Source organism: Aquimarina macrocephali (assembly GCF_051627225.1).
Lineage (GTDB): Bacteria > Bacteroidota > Bacteroidia > Flavobacteriales > Flavobacteriaceae > Aquimarina > Aquimarina macrocephali.
The window spans coordinates 4,169,268-4,191,602 of the sequence record NZ_CP151795.1; the positions used below are offsets into that span (position 1 = coordinate 4,169,268).

13 protein-coding genes and 1 pseudogene are annotated in these 22,335 nt (G+C 32.6%); 10 read left to right on the forward strand and 4 right to left on the reverse strand.

Going from position 1 to position 22,335, the window contains the following annotated elements:
- Positions 1 to 12: 12 nt before the first annotated feature.
- Both AAFU52_RS18185 and AAFU52_RS18190 read left to right on the forward strand, forming a co-directional pair.
- The gene (locus AAFU52_RS18185; RefSeq protein WP_438422962.1) at positions 13 to 10,833 is read left to right on the forward strand and encodes an RHS repeat-associated core domain-containing protein; all 10,821 of its coding nucleotides are present in this window, start codon (positions 13 to 15) and stop codon (positions 10,831 to 10,833) included.
- Complete coding sequence (locus AAFU52_RS18190; RefSeq protein WP_438422964.1) at positions 10,826 to 11,464, forward strand: hypothetical protein; 639 nt, start codon at positions 10,826 to 10,828, stop codon at positions 11,462 to 11,464. Before AAFU52_RS18185 ends, AAFU52_RS18190 begins: the two co-directional genes overlap by 8 nt.
- Before the next feature lie 9 nt (positions 11,465 to 11,473).
- On the opposite strand, the gene AAFU52_RS18195 is transcribed toward AAFU52_RS18190, so the two are convergent.
- The 4 genes and pseudogenes from AAFU52_RS18195 to AAFU52_RS18210 all read right to left on the reverse strand — a co-directional run.
- A complete protein-coding gene (locus AAFU52_RS18195; protein ID WP_438422965.1) occupies positions 11,474 to 11,929 on the reverse strand; it encodes a DUF2628 domain-containing protein in 456 nt (151 codons plus the stop codon).
- Positions 11,930 to 12,236: 307 nt separating this feature from the next.
- Entirely contained in the window at positions 12,237 to 13,286 is a 1,050-nt protein-coding gene (locus AAFU52_RS18200; RefSeq protein WP_438422966.1) for a tyrosine-type recombinase/integrase, read from the reverse strand.
- Between the two features lie 229 nt (positions 13,287 to 13,515).
- Positions 13,516 to 14,340, reverse strand: coding sequence for a hypothetical protein (locus tag AAFU52_RS18205; protein ID WP_438422967.1), 825 nt, complete (start codon positions 14,338 to 14,340; stop codon positions 13,516 to 13,518).
- A gap of 14 nt (positions 14,341 to 14,354) precedes the next feature.
- Positions 14,355 to 15,365: pseudogene (locus tag AAFU52_RS18210) on the reverse strand (hypothetical protein); the annotation flags it as partial.
- A gap of 720 nt (positions 15,366 to 16,085) precedes the next feature.
- Between AAFU52_RS18210 and AAFU52_RS18215 the strand changes: the two are divergent.
- From AAFU52_RS18215 to AAFU52_RS18250, 8 genes are read left to right on the forward strand one after another with little or no spacing between them, the layout of a single operon-like run.
- Positions 16,086 to 16,862, forward strand: coding sequence for a toxin-antitoxin system YwqK family antitoxin (locus AAFU52_RS18215; RefSeq protein ID WP_152538589.1), 777 nt, complete (start codon positions 16,086 to 16,088; stop codon positions 16,860 to 16,862).
- The gene (locus AAFU52_RS18220) at positions 16,859 to 18,082 is read left to right on the forward strand and encodes a hypothetical protein (RefSeq protein WP_438422968.1); all 1,224 of its coding nucleotides are present in this window, start codon (positions 16,859 to 16,861) and stop codon (positions 18,080 to 18,082) included. Before AAFU52_RS18215 ends, AAFU52_RS18220 begins: the two co-directional genes overlap by 4 nt.
- On the forward strand, positions 18,060 to 18,401 hold the full coding sequence (locus AAFU52_RS18225) for a hypothetical protein (protein ID WP_024771101.1): 342 nt from the start codon (positions 18,060 to 18,062) through the stop codon (positions 18,399 to 18,401). Before AAFU52_RS18220 ends, AAFU52_RS18225 begins: the two co-directional genes overlap by 23 nt.
- Positions 18,388 to 18,882 carry a PulJ/GspJ family protein gene (locus tag AAFU52_RS18230; RefSeq protein WP_438422969.1) on the forward strand — a complete coding sequence of 165 codons (495 nt, stop codon included), beginning with the start codon at positions 18,388 to 18,390 and terminating at the stop codon, positions 18,880 to 18,882. Before AAFU52_RS18225 ends, AAFU52_RS18230 begins: the two co-directional genes overlap by 14 nt.
- The gene (locus tag AAFU52_RS18235; RefSeq protein WP_438422970.1) at positions 18,872 to 20,005 is read left to right on the forward strand and encodes a type II secretion system F family protein; all 1,134 of its coding nucleotides are present in this window, start codon (positions 18,872 to 18,874) and stop codon (positions 20,003 to 20,005) included. Before AAFU52_RS18230 ends, AAFU52_RS18235 begins: the two co-directional genes overlap by 11 nt.
- Before the next feature lie 9 nt (positions 20,006 to 20,014).
- Positions 20,015 to 20,437 (forward strand): type II secretion system protein, encoded by a 423-nt coding sequence (locus AAFU52_RS18240; protein ID WP_199852736.1) that lies wholly within the window; start codon positions 20,015 to 20,017, stop codon positions 20,435 to 20,437.
- Positions 20,437 to 20,922: a hypothetical protein gene (locus AAFU52_RS18245; RefSeq protein WP_438422971.1), complete on the forward strand. Its 486-nt coding sequence runs from the start codon at positions 20,437 to 20,439 to the stop codon at positions 20,920 to 20,922. Before AAFU52_RS18240 ends, AAFU52_RS18245 begins: the two co-directional genes overlap by 1 nt.
- Positions 20,919 to 22,334: a GspE/PulE family protein gene (locus tag AAFU52_RS18250; RefSeq protein ID WP_438422972.1), complete on the forward strand. Its 1,416-nt coding sequence runs from the start codon at positions 20,919 to 20,921 to the stop codon at positions 22,332 to 22,334. The genes AAFU52_RS18245 and AAFU52_RS18250 overlap by 4 nt, the downstream gene beginning before the upstream one ends.
- The last annotated feature ends 1 nt before the right edge of the window (position 22,335 follow it).

Sequence of the window (22,335 nt, forward strand, 5' to 3'; positions counted from 1 at the left end):
AATACACACAAAATGAAAAAAATATATACTGCACTTTTTCTGTTACTTAGTGTAATAGGATATGCACAATCCAATGCTGATTTGTTGATAGAAACATCTACCAATGCAGCATTGGTAGTTTGTGGAGACGAAGTAACTTTTACCATTAAGTTGACTAATAGAAGCAATGCTGTTTTATCTGGTATTGTATATAATTCTAAGTTACCGAATGGAATTACTTTGGTAAACTCGCAATATCCTAATGGTAATACAGCTAGTCAAATAAAGTTTTTAATACCAGATATCCCGGCTAATGGAATTACCAGCTTTACCTATACAGCAAAAGGAAACTGTACACTGCTAACTGAGTTTGATGCTGCAACACAAACTAATGAAACATTTGTTGTAAGAAATGATAACTCAATCGCCTATAAGGTAAACGCAGGAGTAGAACAAACGGTAACAGGTACTTCAGAATCATATAATGTTAATTTCCCCGAACTATTTGTAAAAGTAAAAGATCAGGATGTTAATATACAGGTAGGAGTATTAGAAAAAGATACCGATGGCTCTATATTTAATAGAGAAGTAGAAGTTATAAATAGTGGTCTTGGGGCCGTGAGTGAGTTTAGATTATATGTAGATTACGATGCAAATATTGATTTTAAGGAACTTAAATTATCTTCAGGACTGGTATTCTCACCTGTAGGAGCTGCAGTAACTTCACCACTTGGCGCAGGATTACAACGATTAACTTATGTAATAACTAATTTTACTAGTGTTGGTAATGGAAATAATCTGTTTGAACAAAATGAAAAACTAGTTTTTATTGATCAGGTATCATTAGATTCTACTGATTGTCATTCTTCTATGCCGACTAATTATACTGCAATATATGGTTGTAATACTACATTTTGCGAAGCGGTTGAAGATAAAGACTCAACATCCGTAAACTATTTAAGTTTTATTACAGGTCTTCCAAATTTTGAATCTGATATGATTGTCATAAAACAAGGAGACTTATGTGGAGATACGATAAAATTTCAATATAAATTTACTAATATAGGTTCAGGGTCAGAAATATCTTCTGCCGATTCAGCTTTTGATGTTTGGATAAGAGAAGACGCAAGTATATTCCGTAATTTAGGAGTGCATAAATTATTGATTAACGGAATCACTTTGTTAAATAATTCTGGGACTTCAACTTTTCAATCCCATATTTATGATGGGATTTTTACTTCAGATCCAGATGGTATTGGAGTAGGCTTGGAAGATATAGATAAAGATGGATTCTATGATGATTTGCCTGTAGGAGCAACCCTTACTATTGATTATGAGATGACATTGGAGTGGGCTGAGGCATACTATAGGACGACTAGTTTTTCTTTTTCTAATACTATTTCACAAGGCCGTTTAAATGCTAAATCTAATACTTGTGATTCTAATACATATACTAAAGCAGATGCATTTTTTGTACAAACCATAAAAAGATCTTCTTCTATGAATATTCCCGATGAATTGGCAACAGATCAAAGGGTGACTCTTAAATTTAATGTAGATTTTGCAAATGTTTTACATGACAATCTCGATGCTATAAATGGAACAAACAATTACCTTTCGAGATTTACGCTTCCTGAAGGCTATATAATCGAAAGTTCTGAATGGTATGAAACTGGTTCTAGTCAACCAATATCGCTTACAGCAAATCTGATTTCTGGAAATACATATGAAATCAAAGGAGGAAGTAAGATAGGTTACTTTGATATTAATGTTTTGGTAGAATGTAGTGATACTTTGGTTGAAACGATTGAAGATGTAAACTGGAAAATGTATAGTGATGTATGTAATAACCCTTCAGAACTGCTAAAGCTAGTAGATATTTCGAAATCCATATTCACAGTTTTTGAACGATGTACTACAGATCCTGGTGGACCAGGAGGAGGAGGTAATACTTGTGATTTTAATACAGAAACTTTTGAAGTTAAAAGAAATACTTTTGGATATGTAGATGGTCATAATGGACAAGAGTATTATTCAAAAGCTCAATTGAGTTCAATACCAAAGGTAGATGCTAATACTCCGGATATTCAATTAAATGCGGCATACCCAAATGATAAAGTACTAGTTAGTTCTACAGGAACCCTTAATACAGGTGACTCTATAACATATAACGAGATATTATTTGAAATAGCTTTTAATTTACCAGATGATAGAGATGTCGAACAATTGAAACATACTGATAATGGAACCCTTTTGGTTGGTGGTACTAACTATGTATTAAATAATCCTGTAGTAACTATAGATGGTAACCATAGAATTACGTATCGATATACAGTTCCAATAACTCCAATATCGGGTGCGAATATCCCATTAGAAGTTAAAGATTTACAATTACAATTTCAAAATATTAAAGATGTTAAATTATCTAGAAGAAAAACTCATGATTTAGCAGTATTTAGAGGAAGGTTTTCCGGAAAAACAACTGCAAGTTCTGAAATTTCTTGTGGTAGATCTAAAGGAACCAATTTTGAATTGTACGTGCCAAGTATACAGTATTTTTTATTTACAACTGTAAATGCAACTTGTGCTTTACCATTTAATTTAGGTGTTTTTAGATACTATTCAGCTACAGAAGGAGATGATTTCTTGAATGAATATAGACCTATCTTAATGGAGAACCTTGAATTTTCTTTACCAGAAGGATATCAATTGGCGGATCAGCCTACTCTTTCTTCAAGTTCCGTTTATTACAATATAGGAGACTTTGTCGTTAATAATAATTATCCGGCGTCGTATTCGCAAACTTCCAATCAAAACATTGTAAGTTTTAATGATGTATTTGTACCTGGTGGTAATAAACGATATGAGGCCATAACAATGTTTGCGGAAATAGAACTAGAGTGCAATTCAGATTATGTAATTCCTCCGTTTAATAACCGTAAAAATTTTGAATCTAATCTATTTTATATAGATTTTGTAAGGAATGAAACAGAGGTCATAGACTATTCTTTGGATAGTAATTATGGAATTAGACGTACAATGGTAGAAAAGTATAACATTCCATATAGGATAGATCCAAATCAGGTACAAGAAGGTTTCGAACGTACTACCGATTGGCCAGTACAGTATTGTAATGAAGCTACCAATACTTTTAATACAACAATTTCTAATGTATGGGTTGCTTTAGAATTGAAAACAGGAGATGAAAGTACCATCTTAGTTGGGGCAAAAGATGAGAGCGGAAACATAATTCCGCAAGAGGATATAATTCATTACGGACCTATAAATCCTCGTTCTGGAAAACCTGGAAACATGTTGGTAAGAATTAATAACTCCAAAATCGCAGCGCAAACTTGTATTACAATTTATCCGATTGCAGAATACCGTGTTTGTGAGAATGACGTAGAACAAGATATTGATTTGATATCCAGTTGGTCTTGTGATTCTTGGCCATTATCTGGAGAAGCTTTTGATACCGAAGCTGAGTTGACCGCAGTAAATTCTATTATAAATGATGGAGCACTTACTTGTCAATTTGAAGTAAAACAAAATATAGTAACCCTACGGTATAAAACCGGAGGAATTGATTGGGAAGTAAACCGCGTAGGAAACGAAGTAGATCTTTGTGAGGATATTGCTTTTGATGTAAAAGTAGTAAGCTCTAAGTTTGCTAATGTATATGATACCAATGTCACTGTCGATTTACCAGTTGGAGTTTCTGTTTCGGATGTAAGTACGATAACCTATACCTATAATGGAGCTTCAGCTACAGTTCCTACTTCTTTTATTCAGCAAAATGTATCAGGTACTCAAGATCTAATAATCAACGCGTCAGATTTAGTGACTTCTTTACTTGTAGCATCAGGAGATCTTACCGATGCAACAGAAAGTACTATTCCAGGGATTCGTTTATCAGGTAAGAATGAGATTAGCTTTAGAATAAGCCTGAACTCAGATTGTAACTATAACCCAGGAAAACCAGTTCAATTTTTCTTAGAAGGTACTACCAACTGTTCAGAAAATATAAGTCTTCAGTTTGATCGTTTTATACCGCTTAAAGGATTAACTACTCCGGATATGACAGTAGATATCACGGGTAGTAACTTTTTAGTATGTAATGATAGTAATGAAGTAACAATAGCAGTAGTAAATGCAAGTGTTAATCCTATTGCTCAACAGCAATTGGTAGTTACATTACCAACCGGAGTTACGTATGCGAATGAGGTAAGTGGTTTCCCTGCACCGACAAGTACTACGGCAACCACGGTAACCTGGAGTCTAACAGATTTAGATACTAATAAAAATCAAACCTTTAAAATTAATACCCGTTTAACCAATCTATCTGGAACCAGTTTTGAGTATCAGGTAGAAACCATACAAAATGGGCAAGCTACTTGTGTTTTAAACAATCAGGTTTGTGACCTTGAGGTTACTACGGCAAGTGATACCGTAGAAGTAGTAAACTCTCCATTTCCGGGAATAACCATTAATACATTGAGCAGTTCCCCGGTGTGCGAAGGTGAAGATGTGGTGGTAGAAGTTGTACTTTCTGGAGCATTAGCAGGAGGAAGTTATACGTATACCTGGAATGTACAGCCAATATCTTCTAATGGTAATAAGTTTACTTTTAGACCATTAAATTCAACATCATTACAAGTTACTGTACAATCTGCAACAAACCCTGCACCTAATTGTAGTGGTACTGCAACTGTAGATGTAGAAGTATATCCAAGTGCCGAAATAAGCCTTACTTTGGTAGACGGTATAAGTTGTTCTGGTAAGTCTGATGGTAAAGTTACGGTTAGTATAACAGGAGAACAAGGAACCGGGTATTTAGAGCAAGAACCTTTTGAAATTGTAAATTCTACGTATCCTAACTTGGTTACTATTGGCCAAAAATTAACAAATGGACAGGAATTAACTATAGAAAAAGTACCCGAAGGAAACTTCAGTATTACATTTAAAGATAATTATGGTTGTCAATTTGAAAAATCAATAGCTGTTGGTGTTGTAGCTAAACCTATAGATAAATTATGTGTTTCGTTATTACCTTGTGATGTCACAAGTGGTAATGTAACGGTATCATTTAATACTTTGGATGTTCATCCATCTCTTACAGGAACAAATTATACAGGAAGGATATATAAAATTACTGGAGGTATATCAGAAGATATTGTAACCTATACAGGAACATTTCCTGATGCACAAAGTCATGAACTTATAAATGCAATAGTTGGTGATTTTTATTCTATAGAACTTACTGCTACTAATGGCTGTATATTTAGGACTTCTTTTGTGCCAAAGACTATTGGAGCAAGTATAAAAATTGAGGATAATAATCGAGATCTGGAAGTTTGTTTTGCCAATGACACTTTAGATGCAAACTTTGAATTAAGAAATAATGGGAACGGCTGTTCAATTTATGCTGTTTCGGGGTATACTGTATTCTTTGGAGAAGTAGATAATGAAGGTGAATTCGTAGGAACGCCAGAAGTGTTTAGTGATATTCCGTCATTAGGAAGTGATCCTACACCATTTCAATTACAGAATGTTGGGGTAGGTAATTATAAAATTTTTGTACAACCAAGTGCGGTTTCATCCTATAGTGGAGATCTTGGAGTTTGTGGAGCATCTAGTTATTTTAATATAAAGGCGCTTTCTAACTTATCTGTAGATACGATAGCGAATAATCCACAATGTGCAGGAGAAGATTCTGGTAGTGCAGAAGTTGTGGTAACAGGAAATTCAGGAGCGGTTAGCTATGAATGGACCAATACTGCGGGCGAAGTGATCTCAATAGGATATATTGCAACGGGGCTTATAGCTGGTGAATATAGTGTAGTAGTTGCAGATGAGAGTGGATGTGGAGCAACAGATCCTATTAAAGTAACCTTAGAAGATCCTACGCCTTTAGAAACTCCAATAATAGAAGATATTCAAACGAGTTGTGATGCGGTTTCAGGATCAGGAACAACAGGAGGTACGGTAGTAGGATATACATCGGGAACTGCACCCTATACATTTACATGGTATTTAGTAACCGAAGAAGAAGTTCTTCCTCCAGACGGAGATCCTGTTATAGAACAGGTAGAAGAATTGAAATACCAAGAAGTTGTTCAGGAAGGTGGTACATCTAGTTATCCTGGTATCTCACCAGGTAATTATAAGGTTATCATAACAGATGCTAATGGCTGTACCGCAGAAACGGTAGTTACCGCAGTGACACAACCCCCTGTAAGACGTAATTATAATATATGTTTAAGTTGGGAATCTCCGACTCAAAAAGAAAGAAACGATACAGAACCAGATACTACTCGTACGGTTAAACCTATAGGCCCATCCACATTTAATCAAGCGATTGCAGCTAAAGTAGAGCTTTGTGTTGTTGAAAATATAGATAAGTTAGAGGCTAGTGTAGATGCAGTCCTTTATAATACAGGTGGATTAGATGATGAGGTAACGTTAAAATATACCCAAGGAACAAGTGATACATATCACTTCACTTTATACTATTATGATCGTGCTGGTAATCTGGTACGTACAGTACCACCAGAAGGAGTTCGCACGGTTAGTGGTCGTAGCTCAACTTCACATACATATGTTACGGGGTATGACTATAATAGTATTTCACAATTAGCCAGTCAAAATACACCAGATGGAGGTACTTCACAATTTGTATACAATGATATTGGTCAATTATGGTATTCTCAAAACGAACGACAACAACGGGAAGGAGTGTTCTCCTTTGTCATATATGATGAGTTGGGAAGAGTACGTGAAGGTGGAGAAGCCAAATTAAATGGAAAAATATTCCCTGCAGATTTCTTGATTAATAATCAAGCGAATCCACAAGTAGCGATCGATTTACCAATGATTGATAAAACTGAATATATTCAAACCACATATAATGATAGGGTAGAAGAAATAGCTTATCGAGATCAAAAACAACGTTTTTTACGTAATAATGTGAGTTTTATCAATAATAAAGATAAAAATGGTAAGGTTACTAAAACGTATTACAGTTACGATCCTCATGGTAATGTAGAGTGGTGCGTACAGGAACTCCCTGGGATTGGTAGAACAACAGTTGCCTATGCTTATGATCTGGTTTCTGGTAATGTAAACGAAGTTTATTTTAACAGAGGACGAGTAGATGAATATCGTCATAAATATACGTATGATGAAGATAACAGAATCGTATCAGTAAAAACATCTAAAGACGGTTATGTTTGGGATGAAGATGCCCGATATGATTATTATCTACATGGCCCGTTAGCAAGAACCGAACTAGGAGAAGATAAAGTACAGGGATTAGATTTTACCTATACCATTCATGGATGGTTAAAAGGTATCAATACACCAGACCTTGCACAGAATGGGTATAACCCAGATGCGAATAATAAACGTGGTGATGCCGCAACAAAACATGCTAAAGATGAATTTGGTATGGCATTAGGGTATTACCGAGGAGACTTTACTCGTGACGGAGTATTAAATTCTGGGCTTACAGCAGCCAATCCATTTAATCTGGAAAATGCAGTAAACGGCGTACAACAGAATCTATATAATGGTAATATTAGTACCTGGACCTCTCATGTTGCAGAAGAAGCGAAAGAGAAAAACAGAGCGAGTTACCTTACCGGAAATAGCTACCACTACGACCAGTTAAATCGAATCAAATCATCAACTACACAATTATATAGTGATACCAATCAAACTTATGGAGCTATTGGAGGTAGTGCCAATGCCTTTAAAACATCTTACGAGTATGATAAAAATGGTAACCTACAACGATTAAAACGTCATAAGGATGATGGGCAGTTAATAGATGATCTAACGTATCACTACAATCTGGAAAATCCAAACTTATCTAATCGTCTGACGTATGTAGATGATGCTGTAGGACAAGTAAGTGCAGTAATCAATGATTTACCTGATCAAAATGTAGGAAACTATGAATATGATGAAACGGGTCAATTAATTCGCGATAATAGCGAAGGATTACGTTACGTATGGACAGCTGCAGGTAAAGTATCAGAAATTGTTCCGGATAATACGAGTAATCCTGATACACAAAAAGTACACATGTCATTTACTTATGATGGTATGGGTATGCGTGCGATGAAGCAAGTGAATCGTATGCCATATAATACGACTGGAGAAGGTCCGAAAATTCATAATCCGGCAGCAGTAGAAACAACTTATTATACTTGTGATGCTTCTGGTAATGTAATGGGAATCTATAAACGTGAGGATGTTAAGATAAATCCAAATGATGCAACCGATAATACGTATACAGCAACATTTAGTATTTCAGAGCGACCTATTTATGGTAGTGATCGTGTAGGACAAGATGTCTTTAACGAAGTGATCTATACACGTACCTATGGATTTGATGTTATAGAAAACTATGAAGAGGTAGCAGTACAGTTTATGAGTAACATCACAAACGCATTAGACAATGTATTCTTAGTACAAAATGATAGTAAAGAATTAACAGATGCAAACGGTGCTGTAGTGCAGGTTCCAGGAACCAAGATGGCGAAAGCAAAAGCGGATCGAACGTTTAATGCATTACAATATGAAGCTTTACAACAGGAAAATGAAGCTATTGTACCTATTGTAACTGATAATAATGTCTTCTTAATAGAGAATACACAAGGTGAAATAGTAAGCTACGGCGCAGTAGCGACTAATTACTTTAGTACTGATCCCGATCGTTCTGTATTATTAATCTATGATGCATTGGGTAATCTGGTATCAGGATTAGAAACTATTAATGTTGATACGGCTACATCAATTGATCCACAGGCAAAAACGGTAGTGGTAAAACACCCATCTAATCCTAGTGAATATTTGATATTCTATAGAGATACAGCTTCTGGCTTACATTGTGCTACTTTACGTAATAGCGGAGGAGTATCGATTACTGGTCATCAAAACTTTGCCTATAGTAATTATGGGCGTCATATGGCAGTGATTCAGGATGAGCAACAAAAAAAGGCGTATCTTTATGCCACCATACATACCGAAGGTACTGTTGCAGCAGATGGTACAGTAACAACGCCACCAGGAACCAACCTGGTTCGTTTTACAATTGGTGAAACAGGAGCTGTAAGTTTTGATGGTACATCACTACCAGAATATTTTAATAGTTTCGATAAAGAAGGTAATGGAGAGTTGCAGATCGCAACCGATGGTACAGCGATAAGTGTGTATCATAACACTTCCTTGCCAGCACAATGGACCGCAGCTACAGATGCAGAAATTCGCACCTGGCAGCTCGATCCGGATACGAAACTACCAGTAGTAGCAAGTGTATCGACTATTGCAGTAACCAACGGTAATATTGGTAAAGGTTCTTTGATAAACACAGGAGATGATATCTACTATACACAGTATACGCAAGAGGTAACAACCAATGCAGATACCAAGGTCGTAAAACGAGCTTCAGATAATCAGGTCGTAGCTACAAATGCTTTAGGAGACCTTAGAGTAAATAAGGATAATAAACTCTACCAGTTTGTAAGTACAACGAATAGCGGACAGGAGTGGAATCTAGATACTCAAACCAGTACAGCGCTAAATAATTTACCTGCTGCTATAGGAGGAGTAACAGGATACCAACCGTATCAACCGTATACCATTCTTACGACAGAAGATGAGGCAACCAGTGGATTGGTATATCGTGATCTGGGTAATAAGTATTACGAAATCAAGGATCACCTTGGTAATGTACGTGTAGTGGTTAACGATCGTAAAAATCTGGACCCTGCTACAGGAGACTTAACAGCTAAGGTAGAGAGCTATAATAGTTACTATCCGTTTGGGATGCTACAACCTAATCGACATAAAGACTCTAAATCCTATAGATATGGATTCCAGGGGCAAGAAAAAGATGACGAGATTAAAGGTGAAGGGAATAGTGTAAACTATAAGTATCGTATGCATGACCCTAGAATTGGGAGATTCTTTGCAGTGGATCCGTTGGCTAGTAGTTACCCATATAATTCAACTTATGCTTTTAGCGAAAATAAGGTTATTGATGGTATTGAATTAGAAGGATTAGAGGAAACTCAAACAGGAACAGCAGGAACTATAACTAAAACTAAATCATCTCATCAATTAGTAACAAGCAAAGAATTGCAGCGAAAGCTAGCTGAAGAAGCTGTTAAAAACCCCTCAGACAAAATAGATCGAAAAACACCACCTAAGACAAAAACTTCGAAAAAAGGAAGGTTTGGAAGGGGTGGACTGTTAATGATTCTTGAAGCAATGAATATTGTTAAGAATATGTCTGATAAATCTGCTGAAAAGAAAAGAGCAGAAATTGCTAAATTGAAAGGAGAAACTTATCACTTAGCAATGGAAGCAGCTAAGTTAAAGATTGTAAAAGAAGTACTGAAAAATGATGACGATGATGATGAAAATGTATTCTTTTATAGAGCTATGTCTAAAACAGAATTTGAAATCACAAGGGGATATTTACAAGATATTAATATAAAAGGGGAAGGACCTCACGTTAGGCCTGATATTAACTACTTAAAAAATGCAAAATTTATAAAAAATGGCCCCTATGATTTAATTGTTCGATATAAAGTGAAATTGACTGATGCTCTTAAATTAACAACTACTCCTTTCCAGTTTACGGCAGGAAAGGGGAAAGGAGGACCAATATTTAACGGAGCAAGAAGTGTGGGGTTTTGGTACGTCAAATATGAAAAAGGAATGAGTATAGGTTTTCCAGGAGTCTCAACAAAAGTATTTAACAACATGTTACAGGAGGAACCAGAAAAAATAGAAACAATAGATACTCCTTCTAATAAATCAGATAAAAACAATGGAGATGGATAAATTATTAAAGTTTGAGGAAATTTTTAAAACATCTCAAAATGTAAAGAATAAATTTGAGAAAGCAGATCATCCGATGCTGAAAGCAACTTTACATTTAGAATATGAAGAAATACTCGATAGAGCAGCTTTAAACTATTTTTCTTTTTTTAATGATATTGGTATTTATGATGATTTTATAGAAAAAGATATTATGTCTTACGTTAAGGAAGGTTATATGCCATATAGAGAATATTTTTCTGATAATTTCATTCAGACATATTTAAATGGAGAAAGAATAGTTCTTTTCAAGACATTATTGACAAAGTATAAAACTCAAAAAGATTTGACAGAATGTGTTTTATCCGTTTCTCAGGTTTTGATATCCAAAAACTGGTATTATTCTTATTATTTATTAGATATTTTTATGATTTATGACAATTCTATAGCAATACCTTTTATGGTTAAAGTAATAGAAGATATAGATCAAGATGAAGAAAAAGATGATAGAGATTTATTCATGAACGCAATTTCTTTTTGTATTGGTAAAGTAATGAAAGGTGATATTTATTATAAAAGACTTAAAAGTATTCTAGAAAAAACTAATAATGAATATTTTCAAAGGAATTTACCTTATTTTCTTAATCAAATGTAACAATAAGGGTTAATTGAGAATCGAACTAATTAAAAGTATTAAAAATAAAATAATGGTCGGTAGAACTATATTTACTCCACCTTGTCTTTTTAATTCTATTAATATCGACTTTTTATCTGATGTATTTTGGATGATACTATTTATTTTACTTTTAGTATGTTTTAAATAAAAATAATTTCCCAAAAAGCCAAATGCTATACTTCCGCAAATAGTAAGAATTAAATTATAATAGTAAAAGAAATCGTCGCTTGTAATAATACAATAATCGATAACATATCCAATAAATAAAAAAAACAAAATTATCAATACAGCAAGTACACCATATTTATACATTTTTCTATAGAATACCCAAAGTATCCCTAGAAAAAAAGCATCAATATTAAATGTAAATTGATTGTTAAGTCTTTTTAAATAATAGTTTATACTCTTTTGGAAAAAGAAATTATAATATTTTTGCTCAACCATAATAAGTTAATTTAATGTATTTTTGTAGAATTACAATCTTGTATTACCAAGGTATCACGTAGCAATAATATATTAAGTAGAAGTATCACAACCAATAAATATGTGGTATCCAAAATTTAAATATAATTTTATGTCTAATAGAATTTAGGTGAGGTAAAAATAGTAATATATTCTATTTAGTAATAACCATATATCTTGAATTTACAATCCTAACACTCAACAAGAAAAATGGTAATATTTATGGATAAAAGCTACCTATTTCTAGGTAGTTTTTGGTTTTTTTTATAGCTTTTCTGATGAAAAGCTACTACTCATATGTTTCTAGCTTATTATGTATTTTTTCTATTTCTTTATCCACATAGGATTGCGCAAAATGCACATATCTATAAAAGGAGTTACTATTTGCACTATGCCCGCTTATGGTGCGTACCAAATGTTCTGGCATCCCTAAAATTAGTAAAGTAGTAATAGCTGTACGCCTCATCATATGAGAACTCATCTTATCACAAAAGCGTTCTGGCTTTTTCTGAGTATTTTTATAAACAGTATAGGTTTTACCCTGCCGCTCCCTAGAAAGCTCTATAGGAGCAGTAAAATTTGCTTTTTCTCCGATACTTTTTAGAGTTTTATTAAAAGTATATAATGCTATTGGAGTAAACAAGGTAATTTTGGCACTCTTGGATTTATACTTCTGGTAGATTTTTACTGCATATCCTGGTAGTTTTATCGAACTGTAGGCTTTTGTTTTTTTACTTTTAACCTTTAAATACCAATCTCCGTTTTGTATTTCGAAATTTTTGGTAGTTAACAAAAAAATATCCGAAAAACGCAAACCAGTAGTACAGCCAAATACAAAAATATCTTTAATACGTTTCTCGGGAGGAGTAAGTATAGTTTCAAATTCTTTGTTATGAATCAAGAACTTTAATTGTTCTGGGGATATCACTAAGATATCGATTTCTTCCTTACGAACATATAAAAGCTTATGAAAGTCCCCCGTATTAAAATGTTTTTCATTTTTTAGATAATTAAAGAAGGTACGTATCTGTTTCATATTACTACCTACATAATTATCATAACACCCTTTTTTGTACATAAAATCAGAGAACTTTCGATAGAACTTTTTCCAATAATTCTTTTCAGATTCAAATTCTCGTTTTGTGAGTTTTTGTGCATCACAGACTCGTAAATCAAAATCACAAGAGCTGGAAAACTCAATCAAATTATGCAATACATATCGGTAATTATCGATAGTACCAGCAGTAATTCTATTTCCATTTTTCTTTAATCGTTTTCCTGTTTCAGAATCCCGAATGAACTGTTTAAAAAGAGGTATTAAATCAATTGTTTTTTTCATTTATTTATATTCTTGTCTCACGACATTATTTACTCTAATACAAGAATACGGGTTTTGAGTTCCATTTTTCGAGACTCAAAATATTTTTCCATGCATACTTAATACTATTATTAAAAATGTAAAATTTAAAGTAATATAAAGATAAAAACTACCTAGAGATAGGCAGTTTTTATCTTTATATTACTATTTTTTTAAGTGGACGAGTTTAAATCAGCCCTATTGGGTTAACTTATGACTTAAAAAACGAATAATTTTTTAGCCAATTATCTGAAATTAAATTAAGTGTCGGATTATTAACTTTTATAGTTAGCTTTTCCAAACTCATTGCTAATTTTTCTATATCCCATCCTCTACAATTAAGCGTAAACCAAGCCGATTCAAATTCTCCAGCCTCTAAGAAATTAACAAATAATTTCTCTAAACTAACATTAGTTTTGAACCAAGAAGGTTGTTCTTTTAGAAAACTCAACTGGTTATTATGAATCTCATATGAGCTTGCAGAATAAACTACTTTTTGATTAATTAAATCTTTAGAAGAAGGATAATCACCTTTATATTGGTCGATACTTTTACAATAGCTTAGTGGTAAATCATCTTCTAAAAAAATTAATTTATTAAAAAAAATAGAATCGTTTCCATATTTATCAGCATAAAAATCTATTTCGTTAGCAAATGAATAATTAATTTCATCACAAAAACTATTTATCTTATCATCCAGGCCTTCTATTATCATATTCATTTCTAAAACCATCAATGTCAAAAATTGATTTTCATTACGAGCAATTTCTAATATATTATCATCCTCTATGTTATAAGAAATAAATGTGCTAGTTCTATTATTGCTTAATGGATGAGTAATTAAACCTTTATATTTTGTCAAAGAATAATCAACAAATAATGGTATTAGCATAGGAGGAAAGAAAAATACTGGTTCCTTTTCATTTACTTTTTCATACCCGTCTGCGATATAAGGAATGTAAACATTCCCTAATAAAAGTTTTTTAAAACTTTCGCTAACATTTAAATTTTCAATAAATTTATTTAAGTTAATCATAAAAATGAGTTCTTTTAATTTTGAATAGGTGTACCGTTAATAGGCTTTACATATTCTTCTAGTATTGGTCCTTTCCACATATTACTTCCTCCTGAAGTAGCTTCATGAATTAATTGATGTACTTCTCTGGTGACAGGTTGTGTAAGATTATCAGGATTAAAAACCTGATCAGGAAAATCTTTTTTAGGGAAGTTCCAATGATGAATTTGACCAGAAATAGTTTCACCTGCTTCTTCTGCTACAGTTTTAAATTTACTACGAATATAACCAAAAGTATCACTTAAAAATTCATTATCCATTTCTACACCATTCTCTAAATTCTCTAAATATTTTTTATATAGATTGGGCCTTTTAGAATTTGCTGCCGATTTTAATGTTTTGTTCCATAACTCCAATAGCACTGGCGAATCTGAAAGCATTGTTACTTCCGAAAGTACACCTTGCTTAAGTGTTTGAGTAGCTTGAGTCGCACTTCCTTGAGGTTTAGTTAACAACCCTCCTGGTCCTCCATATAGTGTAGCTCCTAAACCTAGTACATCTAAAAGCCCAAAAGTAGCATCGCTAAAAGACTTAGTAACTATCCTTTTTTCAACACGCCAAAACCCATCTTTTCCTTGTACTGATTCTTTAATAGTTCTTACCCCAACAGGTGGAACTCCTATTCCTCCATATGCATTTATATATGTAACTGTATTATAACTGGCTATTTCAAGGCCATCCATAATAGTTCTTACTAAGCGAACAACTACAAAAGGATCATTTTGAATATCATAATCAGATGGTTCTAATCCTTCTAATTCAATTTTATCTATTAGTCTATTACCGCTAAAAGAATAAGGAGTATAATGAGGATACTCTTTAGCCAACGGATCCACCGCAAAGAACCTACCAATTCTAGGATCGTGCATTCTGTACTTATAGTTTACACTATTCCCTTCACCTTTAATCTCATCGTCTTTTTCTTGTCCCTGGAATCCATATCTATAGGATTTAGAGTCTTTATGTCGATTAGGTTGTAGCATCCCAAACGGATAGTAATCAAAATCTTGTTTACATCAGTATTTAAAAGAACTTCGCCAATTTTTATGAGAACGAAAATAACCATTTGTTGTTAAAATCAACAATTATTTTGCTGCTTTTATAACATCATATACATTCATGAAGAGTAATAATTATTCATTTTTTAAATAAGAATTATCTGCCTTCAATGTATTATCAAAATAAAAACAGATTTATGACTCCGATAATGTTAAAGGTCTAAAAAAAATAAAAAAAAAGTTCCCAGTCCCGAAAAATGAAACTCAGGGCTCGTATTCTTGTACTGTGAAAAATGGTGTAGTGTGATGTTAAGCGCAATTTTTATGAGATTTAGGTTGATTTAAAATCATGATTTAGAGTGATTTGATGTGTTTTGCTAATCCAATAGAGGGTGTGGAAAATACATGAAGAGCTAGTTTTTTTTAGGAAAAATAGACCTCTTAAAGTAAAGTTAAATCTTAACTTTTTAACAACTTAAAAATGAATATATTTGCGACTTCATTTTTTACAAGTATACAAGGTGTAGTATCTGTATATGTTTTGTTAAAATGAATTTAAGACACTGATTGTTAGTGTTTTAAAAATATTTTTACAAAATGAGTTTTTAGATTTTTTATAGTAGTCGTTGATGTAATCAACTAAGTTTGGTGCAGTATAGAATAAATAACGTTTTAAGAACCACAATGGTTCGAAAGTATTGTAAAAGAATGCAAAAAATAATATATATAAGTATCGTATTCATCTGCCTGTTGAGTTGTAAAACTTCACAGGAACTGTTTAATAAGAAAAATATTAGTACTACCGAGTATAAAGAAAGCTTTCATATTACAGATGATGAACCAAAACCAAAAGCTGGAGTAAAGTACTATTGGTTTAAATCCAGGAAAATACAGGCTACACAAAGTGATTATGCAGGAGAATTATTGGATGGGTTATATACCAAATATTATTACTCTAACGAATTAGCTGAGAAAGGCAATTTTAATAAAGGAAAAAAGATTGGTATCTGGAAATCATGGTATAAAAATGGCCAATTAGCAACGACAGAAAATTGGAACAGCGGGATACTAAATGGCAAATGTGTATTCTATGATAGTATTGGTAATGTTATATCAAAGGGAAAATATACTAGTGGTAAACGATCGGGGAAATGGGTTTTTGTGCAAAAAGGTGATACTATAGATTATAGTAAAAAAGTACGAAAAGAAAAAGATACACTACAATCTGGATTCTTTGCTAGACTGTTTAAAAAGAAAGCTAAAGATTCAGTAGCTCCTCAGCAGAAAAAATCAGGTTTCTTTAAAAGACTTTTTTCTAAAAAAGATAAAAATAGAGCAACTTCCAAAAAGACAAAAAATAATAAAACAAAGGTAAAAGGGAATACTAAAAAGGGAGCTAAAAAAACAAAACAAAAAAAGACACCTAACGATAAACCAAATTTCTTTCAACGATTATTTGGTAAAAAAGAAAAAGATAATACGTGATAAAAGCTGGTTCTATAGCATATGCGATACTAATTTGTATTGTAGTAGGGATATTTTGTTATTCGCTGTTATTGATGAGTGGATACTCTAAAATACATCAGGGGATGCTTGATGCCCATGCCGAACTAGTATCTAATAATGAATCAGCACAAGAGTATTTTCTTGCAAAAATAGAGGATATCGAAGAGAAGGGAATTACCATAGATGTTTTTGATAATGGCATGGTTTCATCGGGTAGTATAAAACCATGGGGGTTTTATAAAGTATTGCTAACCACTTCAGTTTTTAAGAAAGATACTATAAAAAGAGCTGCTCTGATAGGGCAGTGGCAGAAAGAAGATGTACTAGCACTATACCTTTCAGATGCTTCAAAACCTTTGTTTATGGTAGAAAAAGCTAAAATTACAGGTAATGTGTTTTTACCAAAATCTGGTATAAAAGCAGGGTATATAACTTCTAATGCATACCGAGACACAAAATTTTTGTTAGGCACAAAGCGTAACTCAAAAACAAGTTTACCAAAGATTGATCATATAGATTTTGCTTATGATGTTAATACTATACGCCAGGTTAGGCTAAATGATATAAAAGATGATGTTCTTTTATATAATAGTTTTAGTAAGCAGACACTAGTTATAGAAAGTGATACTATAATTATAAATAACAAAAGGCTTTCGGGAAATATTGTTATAAGATCCAAAGATTCTGTTTATATCAAGAAAAACAATGTATTAGAAGATATTATTATAGATGCTCCGAAGGTAGCTTTTGAATCTGGTTTCATTGGTAATGTTCAGGTGCTAGCAGAAAAAGTGGTGGGACTTGAAGAAAATGTAGTTTTAAAATACCCATCTGGTATTTTGATGAATACAGGCAATGTGGATAAAAGAGAGGTTATTGTAGGAAAGAAAAGTAAGATTCTGGGAGGAATTGTGATAAATGATATAAATAGAGGATTAGATAAGATAGTTACCGTAGAAGAGGATGCCGAAGTAATAGGTGATATCTACTGTAGTGGTAAGTTACAGCTTAAAGGAAATGTAATAGGTACGGTATATACCAGTAACTTTTACCTTAGAACAGAAGCTTCTGCTTATGATAATTATATTTTGAACGGAACAATTGATAGGAAAAGTCTTCCTGATGAATTTGTAAGGATACCACTCTTTAAAAATAAAAGTGAATACTTTAAACCCTATGCAATTATTAAACAAATATAATGTAAAAGCAGGGTCTGTTATAGAATCGGTAATTGCCATGACCATCATTGCGATTTGTTTGTCTATGGCGCTTATAATTTATAGTAGAGTGTTAGGTTCTGATCATAGTATTGCTCATTACCAGGCTCGGCAAAAGGTAAAAGAATTGTTTTGGGAAACAAAAACCGAAAAACAATTTATAGATGAAGATTATGATTTTGAGTCTTTTACCATAGTAAAGAAAGTAGAGGAATTAGAAAATAATACAGGATATAAGGTTGTGTTTACAATAAAAGTACAGTCAAAAAAAGAAACGTATCAATACATTGTTAAAGAGTAAAAAACATATACGATTACAAGCATTTACGATGCTGGAACTAGTCATTGGCATGGTGATATCGTCATTGGTAATTACAATGGTATATGTTATTTATGATAATTTATCAAGGCAAGTAGTGGTTTATGCAGATCAACAAGATGATTTGATGGCGTATAACCAGTTTCAAAACCTTTTTTCAAAAGATGTTCAACTTAGTAAGTCTATAGATATAGATGATGATAAACATATTGTACTAGAGGTATCAAATAAAGAAGTTCATTATTTTTTCAGAACAGAAAAGATAATCAGAAAAGCAGAAGCTGTAGATACTTTTAATATAAAAGTTCTGGAGGTTAAGCTTAATCAAAATGAAAAAATTGAAGAAAAATATCAACTCATAAAACTTAAGATTGAGATACTAGGAACAAGTTTTGATTTTTTTGAATCAAAAGAAATTTCTCTTGCATCGAGAATGAATAATTATTTGCTGGATGAGTATTAATATTTCAACATATAAAACAAAAAATGTCACTAAGACAAAGAAGAAAAGCAATAGCTTTTTCTCTAAGGAAGTGAGCTTTGGCAATCGTTTTTCTGATAAAGATAAAATGGATTTGTATAAAGAGCTTTCTGTTTTATTAAACTCTGGTGTAGATTTTAGAAAAGCACTCGAAATATTAAAAGACCAGCAAAAGAAAGAGAAACATAAAGATCTGATACAAGCGATAACAAAAGAAGTAGTACAAGGTAAAGCCTTATTCGAGGCGTTACGAGATTCTGGAAAATTCTCTCCGTATGAATACTTCAGTGTTAAAATTGGAGAAGAAACCAGAAAATTGGACGAAGTATTATTAGAGTTATATCAATACTTTGATAGAAAAGTAAAAATGAGAAGGCAGTTGTTATCTGTTTTTACATACCCTTCGTTTGTATTGCTGCTAACTTTTGGAGTGCTGTATTTTATGATGAAGTATGTCGTGCCTATGTTCGCTACCGTATTTAAACAGTTTGGAAAAGATTTACCAAATTTAACTAAAAAGATTATTTACGTTTCAGAGCATTTTTCGACCATAAGTATAGTTTTTGGTATTGTATTAGTCTCCATAATTGCTTTTCATTTTTACTTTAAAAACCATACTTTTTACAGAAAAGCAATATCTAATGTAATTATACGTCTTCCGTTTTTTGGTAAACTGGTAAGAAAAATATACATCACTCGTTTTTGTCAATCACTAAGCTTATTGTTATCTGCAAAAACTCCATTAGTAACTTCTTTGGATTTAGTGCAGCGTATGATATCTTTTTATCCATTAGAATCAAGTTTAGATATGATCAAAAAAGAGGTGACAAAAGGAACTCTTTTTTCAAAAGCATTAGCCAAACATTCTATATATGATTTTAAATTGGTTTCACTTGTTAGTGTAGCTGAACAAGTAAATAAATTAGATGATATGTTTGAGAGATTGGCTAAGCAATATGATGAAGAAGTGCAACATCAAACTAAGATGATTGGTGTTATTATGGAACCATTAATAATTGTAATTATAGGTTTGGTTGTGGGTACAGTATTAATTGCAATGTATTCACCTATGTTTGATTTAAGTAAAATTATTCAACCTTCTTAAAAAAGGAAAATGAAAATAAAAATGAACACCTGTAAAAAGGGGTATGTAAAGGCATATTCGATGTCAGAATTGGTAATTGTATTGTGTATTATTGGGATTTTGATACTATTGGTATTACCGAATCAAACTGCTGTAGTATCACAAGCAAAAGCTATTGAAGCTCAGAGTATGCTAAACCATTTGTATGGATTAGAGAAAAGCTATTTTTATAGAAATTCTAAATATACAACAGATTTTGAAGCCTTAGGTTTTGAGCCAGCATTATCTATTAGTGAAGGAGGACAGGCTGTGTATAGAATTGAAATAACAGAGGCATCTACTAATTCGTTTAGAGCCAGAGCAGTTTCTTTATCAGATTTTGATGGCGATGGGAGTTTTAATACCTGGGAGATTGATCATAATAAGTTATTAAAAGAAACGGTAAAGGACTAATGATATACGTATTAGTATCTATTTTATTTATCTCTTTTGGGATAATGCTATATCAGGATGTCAAATATAGACATATACACATCGGGCTACCTATTTTGGTGTTTGTAGTGAGTATGTATATGAATAAGGATGTAATAGTTCTTTTTGATAGCCTGAAATCATTACTATTTATTGGCATTAATTTTATTTCTATTGCGGCATACTTTTCCATTAAACAATTAAAAATTCAAAACCCATTTAAGCAATATATTGGTATAGGAGATTTAGTGTTTTTAATTGCTGTAATTCCTCTCTTTTCATTTAGAAATTATATGCTGTTCTTTATTTCGGGGATGATATTGTCTTTAGTATTGTATGCTATATTTCAGAATAAAAGCGAGCAAAACACAATACCACTGGCAGGGTACTTGTCACTTTATATCATTATAGTAATGATTCCAAATCTATTTTTATCAACTAATATTTTTTACGACTTTTTCATTTGAGCACTGATACCAACATACAAATATCTGTAGAACTAAAACAGCTTATTAATGCTGATTTAGCACATCATTATAGTATTATTCCAAAGAACAATACTGAAGATGTGATGGAACTCTATATTGATGCAGAAAAAGTAAGTTCTCAGATCAAGGAAGAGCTGGAACTGTATTTGGGAAAACCATTGAAGTTTGATGAGATTTCATCAGAACGACTAAATAAGGCACTCTTTGTTTATTACAGGAAGAATAACAGGGATCAGGAAGTAACACAAAGTATCTCTACTGTAGAAAGTAGTTTTTTGGATAATTTGATTTTTGAAGCCAAATCTATTGGTAGTAGTGATATTCATTTCGAAGTATATGAAGAAGAAGCAAGGGCAAGATTGCGTATTGATGGTGTTTTAGTTGAAAAATATAAAATTCCTAAAGAGAGTTATTTAGAATTAGTAAATAAGATCAAAATAGAATCTAATCTTGATATCACAGAAAAAAGATTACCACAAGACGGAAGGATAGATTATAAAGATTTTGATATTAGAGTTTCTATATTACCGACATTACATGGTGAAAAAGTGGTGATGCGTCTGTTAGGAAAAGATGCTTCTAATATTAGATTAGAAGACCTGGGGTTGGAGTCGAATGAAAAAGAAAAATACCTTGAAGCTGTAAAAAAGAATAACGGTATTGTATTGATTAGCGGACCCACTGGATCTGGTAAAACAACAACACTATATGCTACGCTAAAACTTCTTAATGATGTAAAAAGAAATATTGTAACCGTAGAAGATCCGATCGAATATACGTTAAAAGGAATTAACCAAGTTCAACTTAAAGAAGACATCGGACTTACTTTTTCTTCGGCATTGCGATCATTTTTACGGCAAGATCCAGATATAATTATGCTTGGAGAAATCAGGGATGCAGAGACAGCTAAAATGGCCATTAGAGCATCATTAACAGGGCATTTAGTATTATCCACAATACATACTAATTCTGCACTGGGAACAATATCCAGATTAGTCGATATGGGGGTTCCTGCATTTTATATTGCAGAAACCTTAAACCTGTCTGTTGCTCAACGATTAGTTAGAAAACTCTGTTCACATTGTAAAAAAGAAACTCCTTTTAATGAAGAGGAACTACCTAGAAATTACAAACTTCCTAGGGCCATATCAACACATCATATGCCGGTAGGATGTACAGAATGTTATTATACAGGATATAAAGGCAGAAGAGCAATCTATGAAATTGTATCGATCACAGATGATGTAGTTAATGCCATTAAAAATAACAGTCACAATCTAGAACAAAATATAAGTTATAAATACCAAAGCCTCGCGGATAAAGCTTTTAATTTATTAGAAGAAGGGGAAACTTCTCTCGAAGAAATTTATTCGCTGCTAATCAAAGCTTAAT

What these genes read in the sequence shown, in the direction of transcription:
- AAFU52_RS18205 (WP_438422967.1), bottom strand. Translation starts at nt 14,340, where the DNA reads ATGATTAACTTAAATAAATTTATTGAAAATTTAAATGTTAGCGAAAGT.
- AAFU52_RS18235 (WP_438422970.1), top strand. Translation starts at nt 18,872, where the DNA reads ATGAGTATTAATATTTCAACATATAAAACAAAAAATGTCACTAAGACA.
- AAFU52_RS18190 (WP_438422964.1), top strand. Translation starts at nt 10,826, where the DNA reads ATGGATAAATTATTAAAGTTTGAGGAAATTTTTAAAACATCTCAAAAT.
- AAFU52_RS18245 (WP_438422971.1), top strand. Translation starts at nt 20,437, where the DNA reads ATGATATACGTATTAGTATCTATTTTATTTATCTCTTTTGGGATAATG.
- AAFU52_RS18200 (WP_438422966.1), bottom strand. Translation starts at nt 13,286, where the DNA reads ATGAAAAAAACAATTGATTTAATACCTCTTTTTAAACAGTTCATTCGG.
- AAFU52_RS18240 (WP_199852736.1), top strand. Translation starts at nt 20,015, where the DNA reads ATGAAAATAAAAATGAACACCTGTAAAAAGGGGTATGTAAAGGCATAT.
- AAFU52_RS18195 (WP_438422965.1), bottom strand. Translation starts at nt 11,929, where the DNA reads ATGGTTGAGCAAAAATATTATAATTTCTTTTTCCAAAAGAGTATAAAC.
- AAFU52_RS18185 (WP_438422962.1), top strand. Translation starts at nt 13, where the DNA reads ATGAAAAAAATATATACTGCACTTTTTCTGTTACTTAGTGTAATAGGA.
- AAFU52_RS18215 (WP_152538589.1), top strand. Translation starts at nt 16,086, where the DNA reads ATGCAAAAAATAATATATATAAGTATCGTATTCATCTGCCTGTTGAGT.
- AAFU52_RS18225 (WP_024771101.1), top strand. Translation starts at nt 18,060, where the DNA reads ATGCAATTATTAAACAAATATAATGTAAAAGCAGGGTCTGTTATAGAA.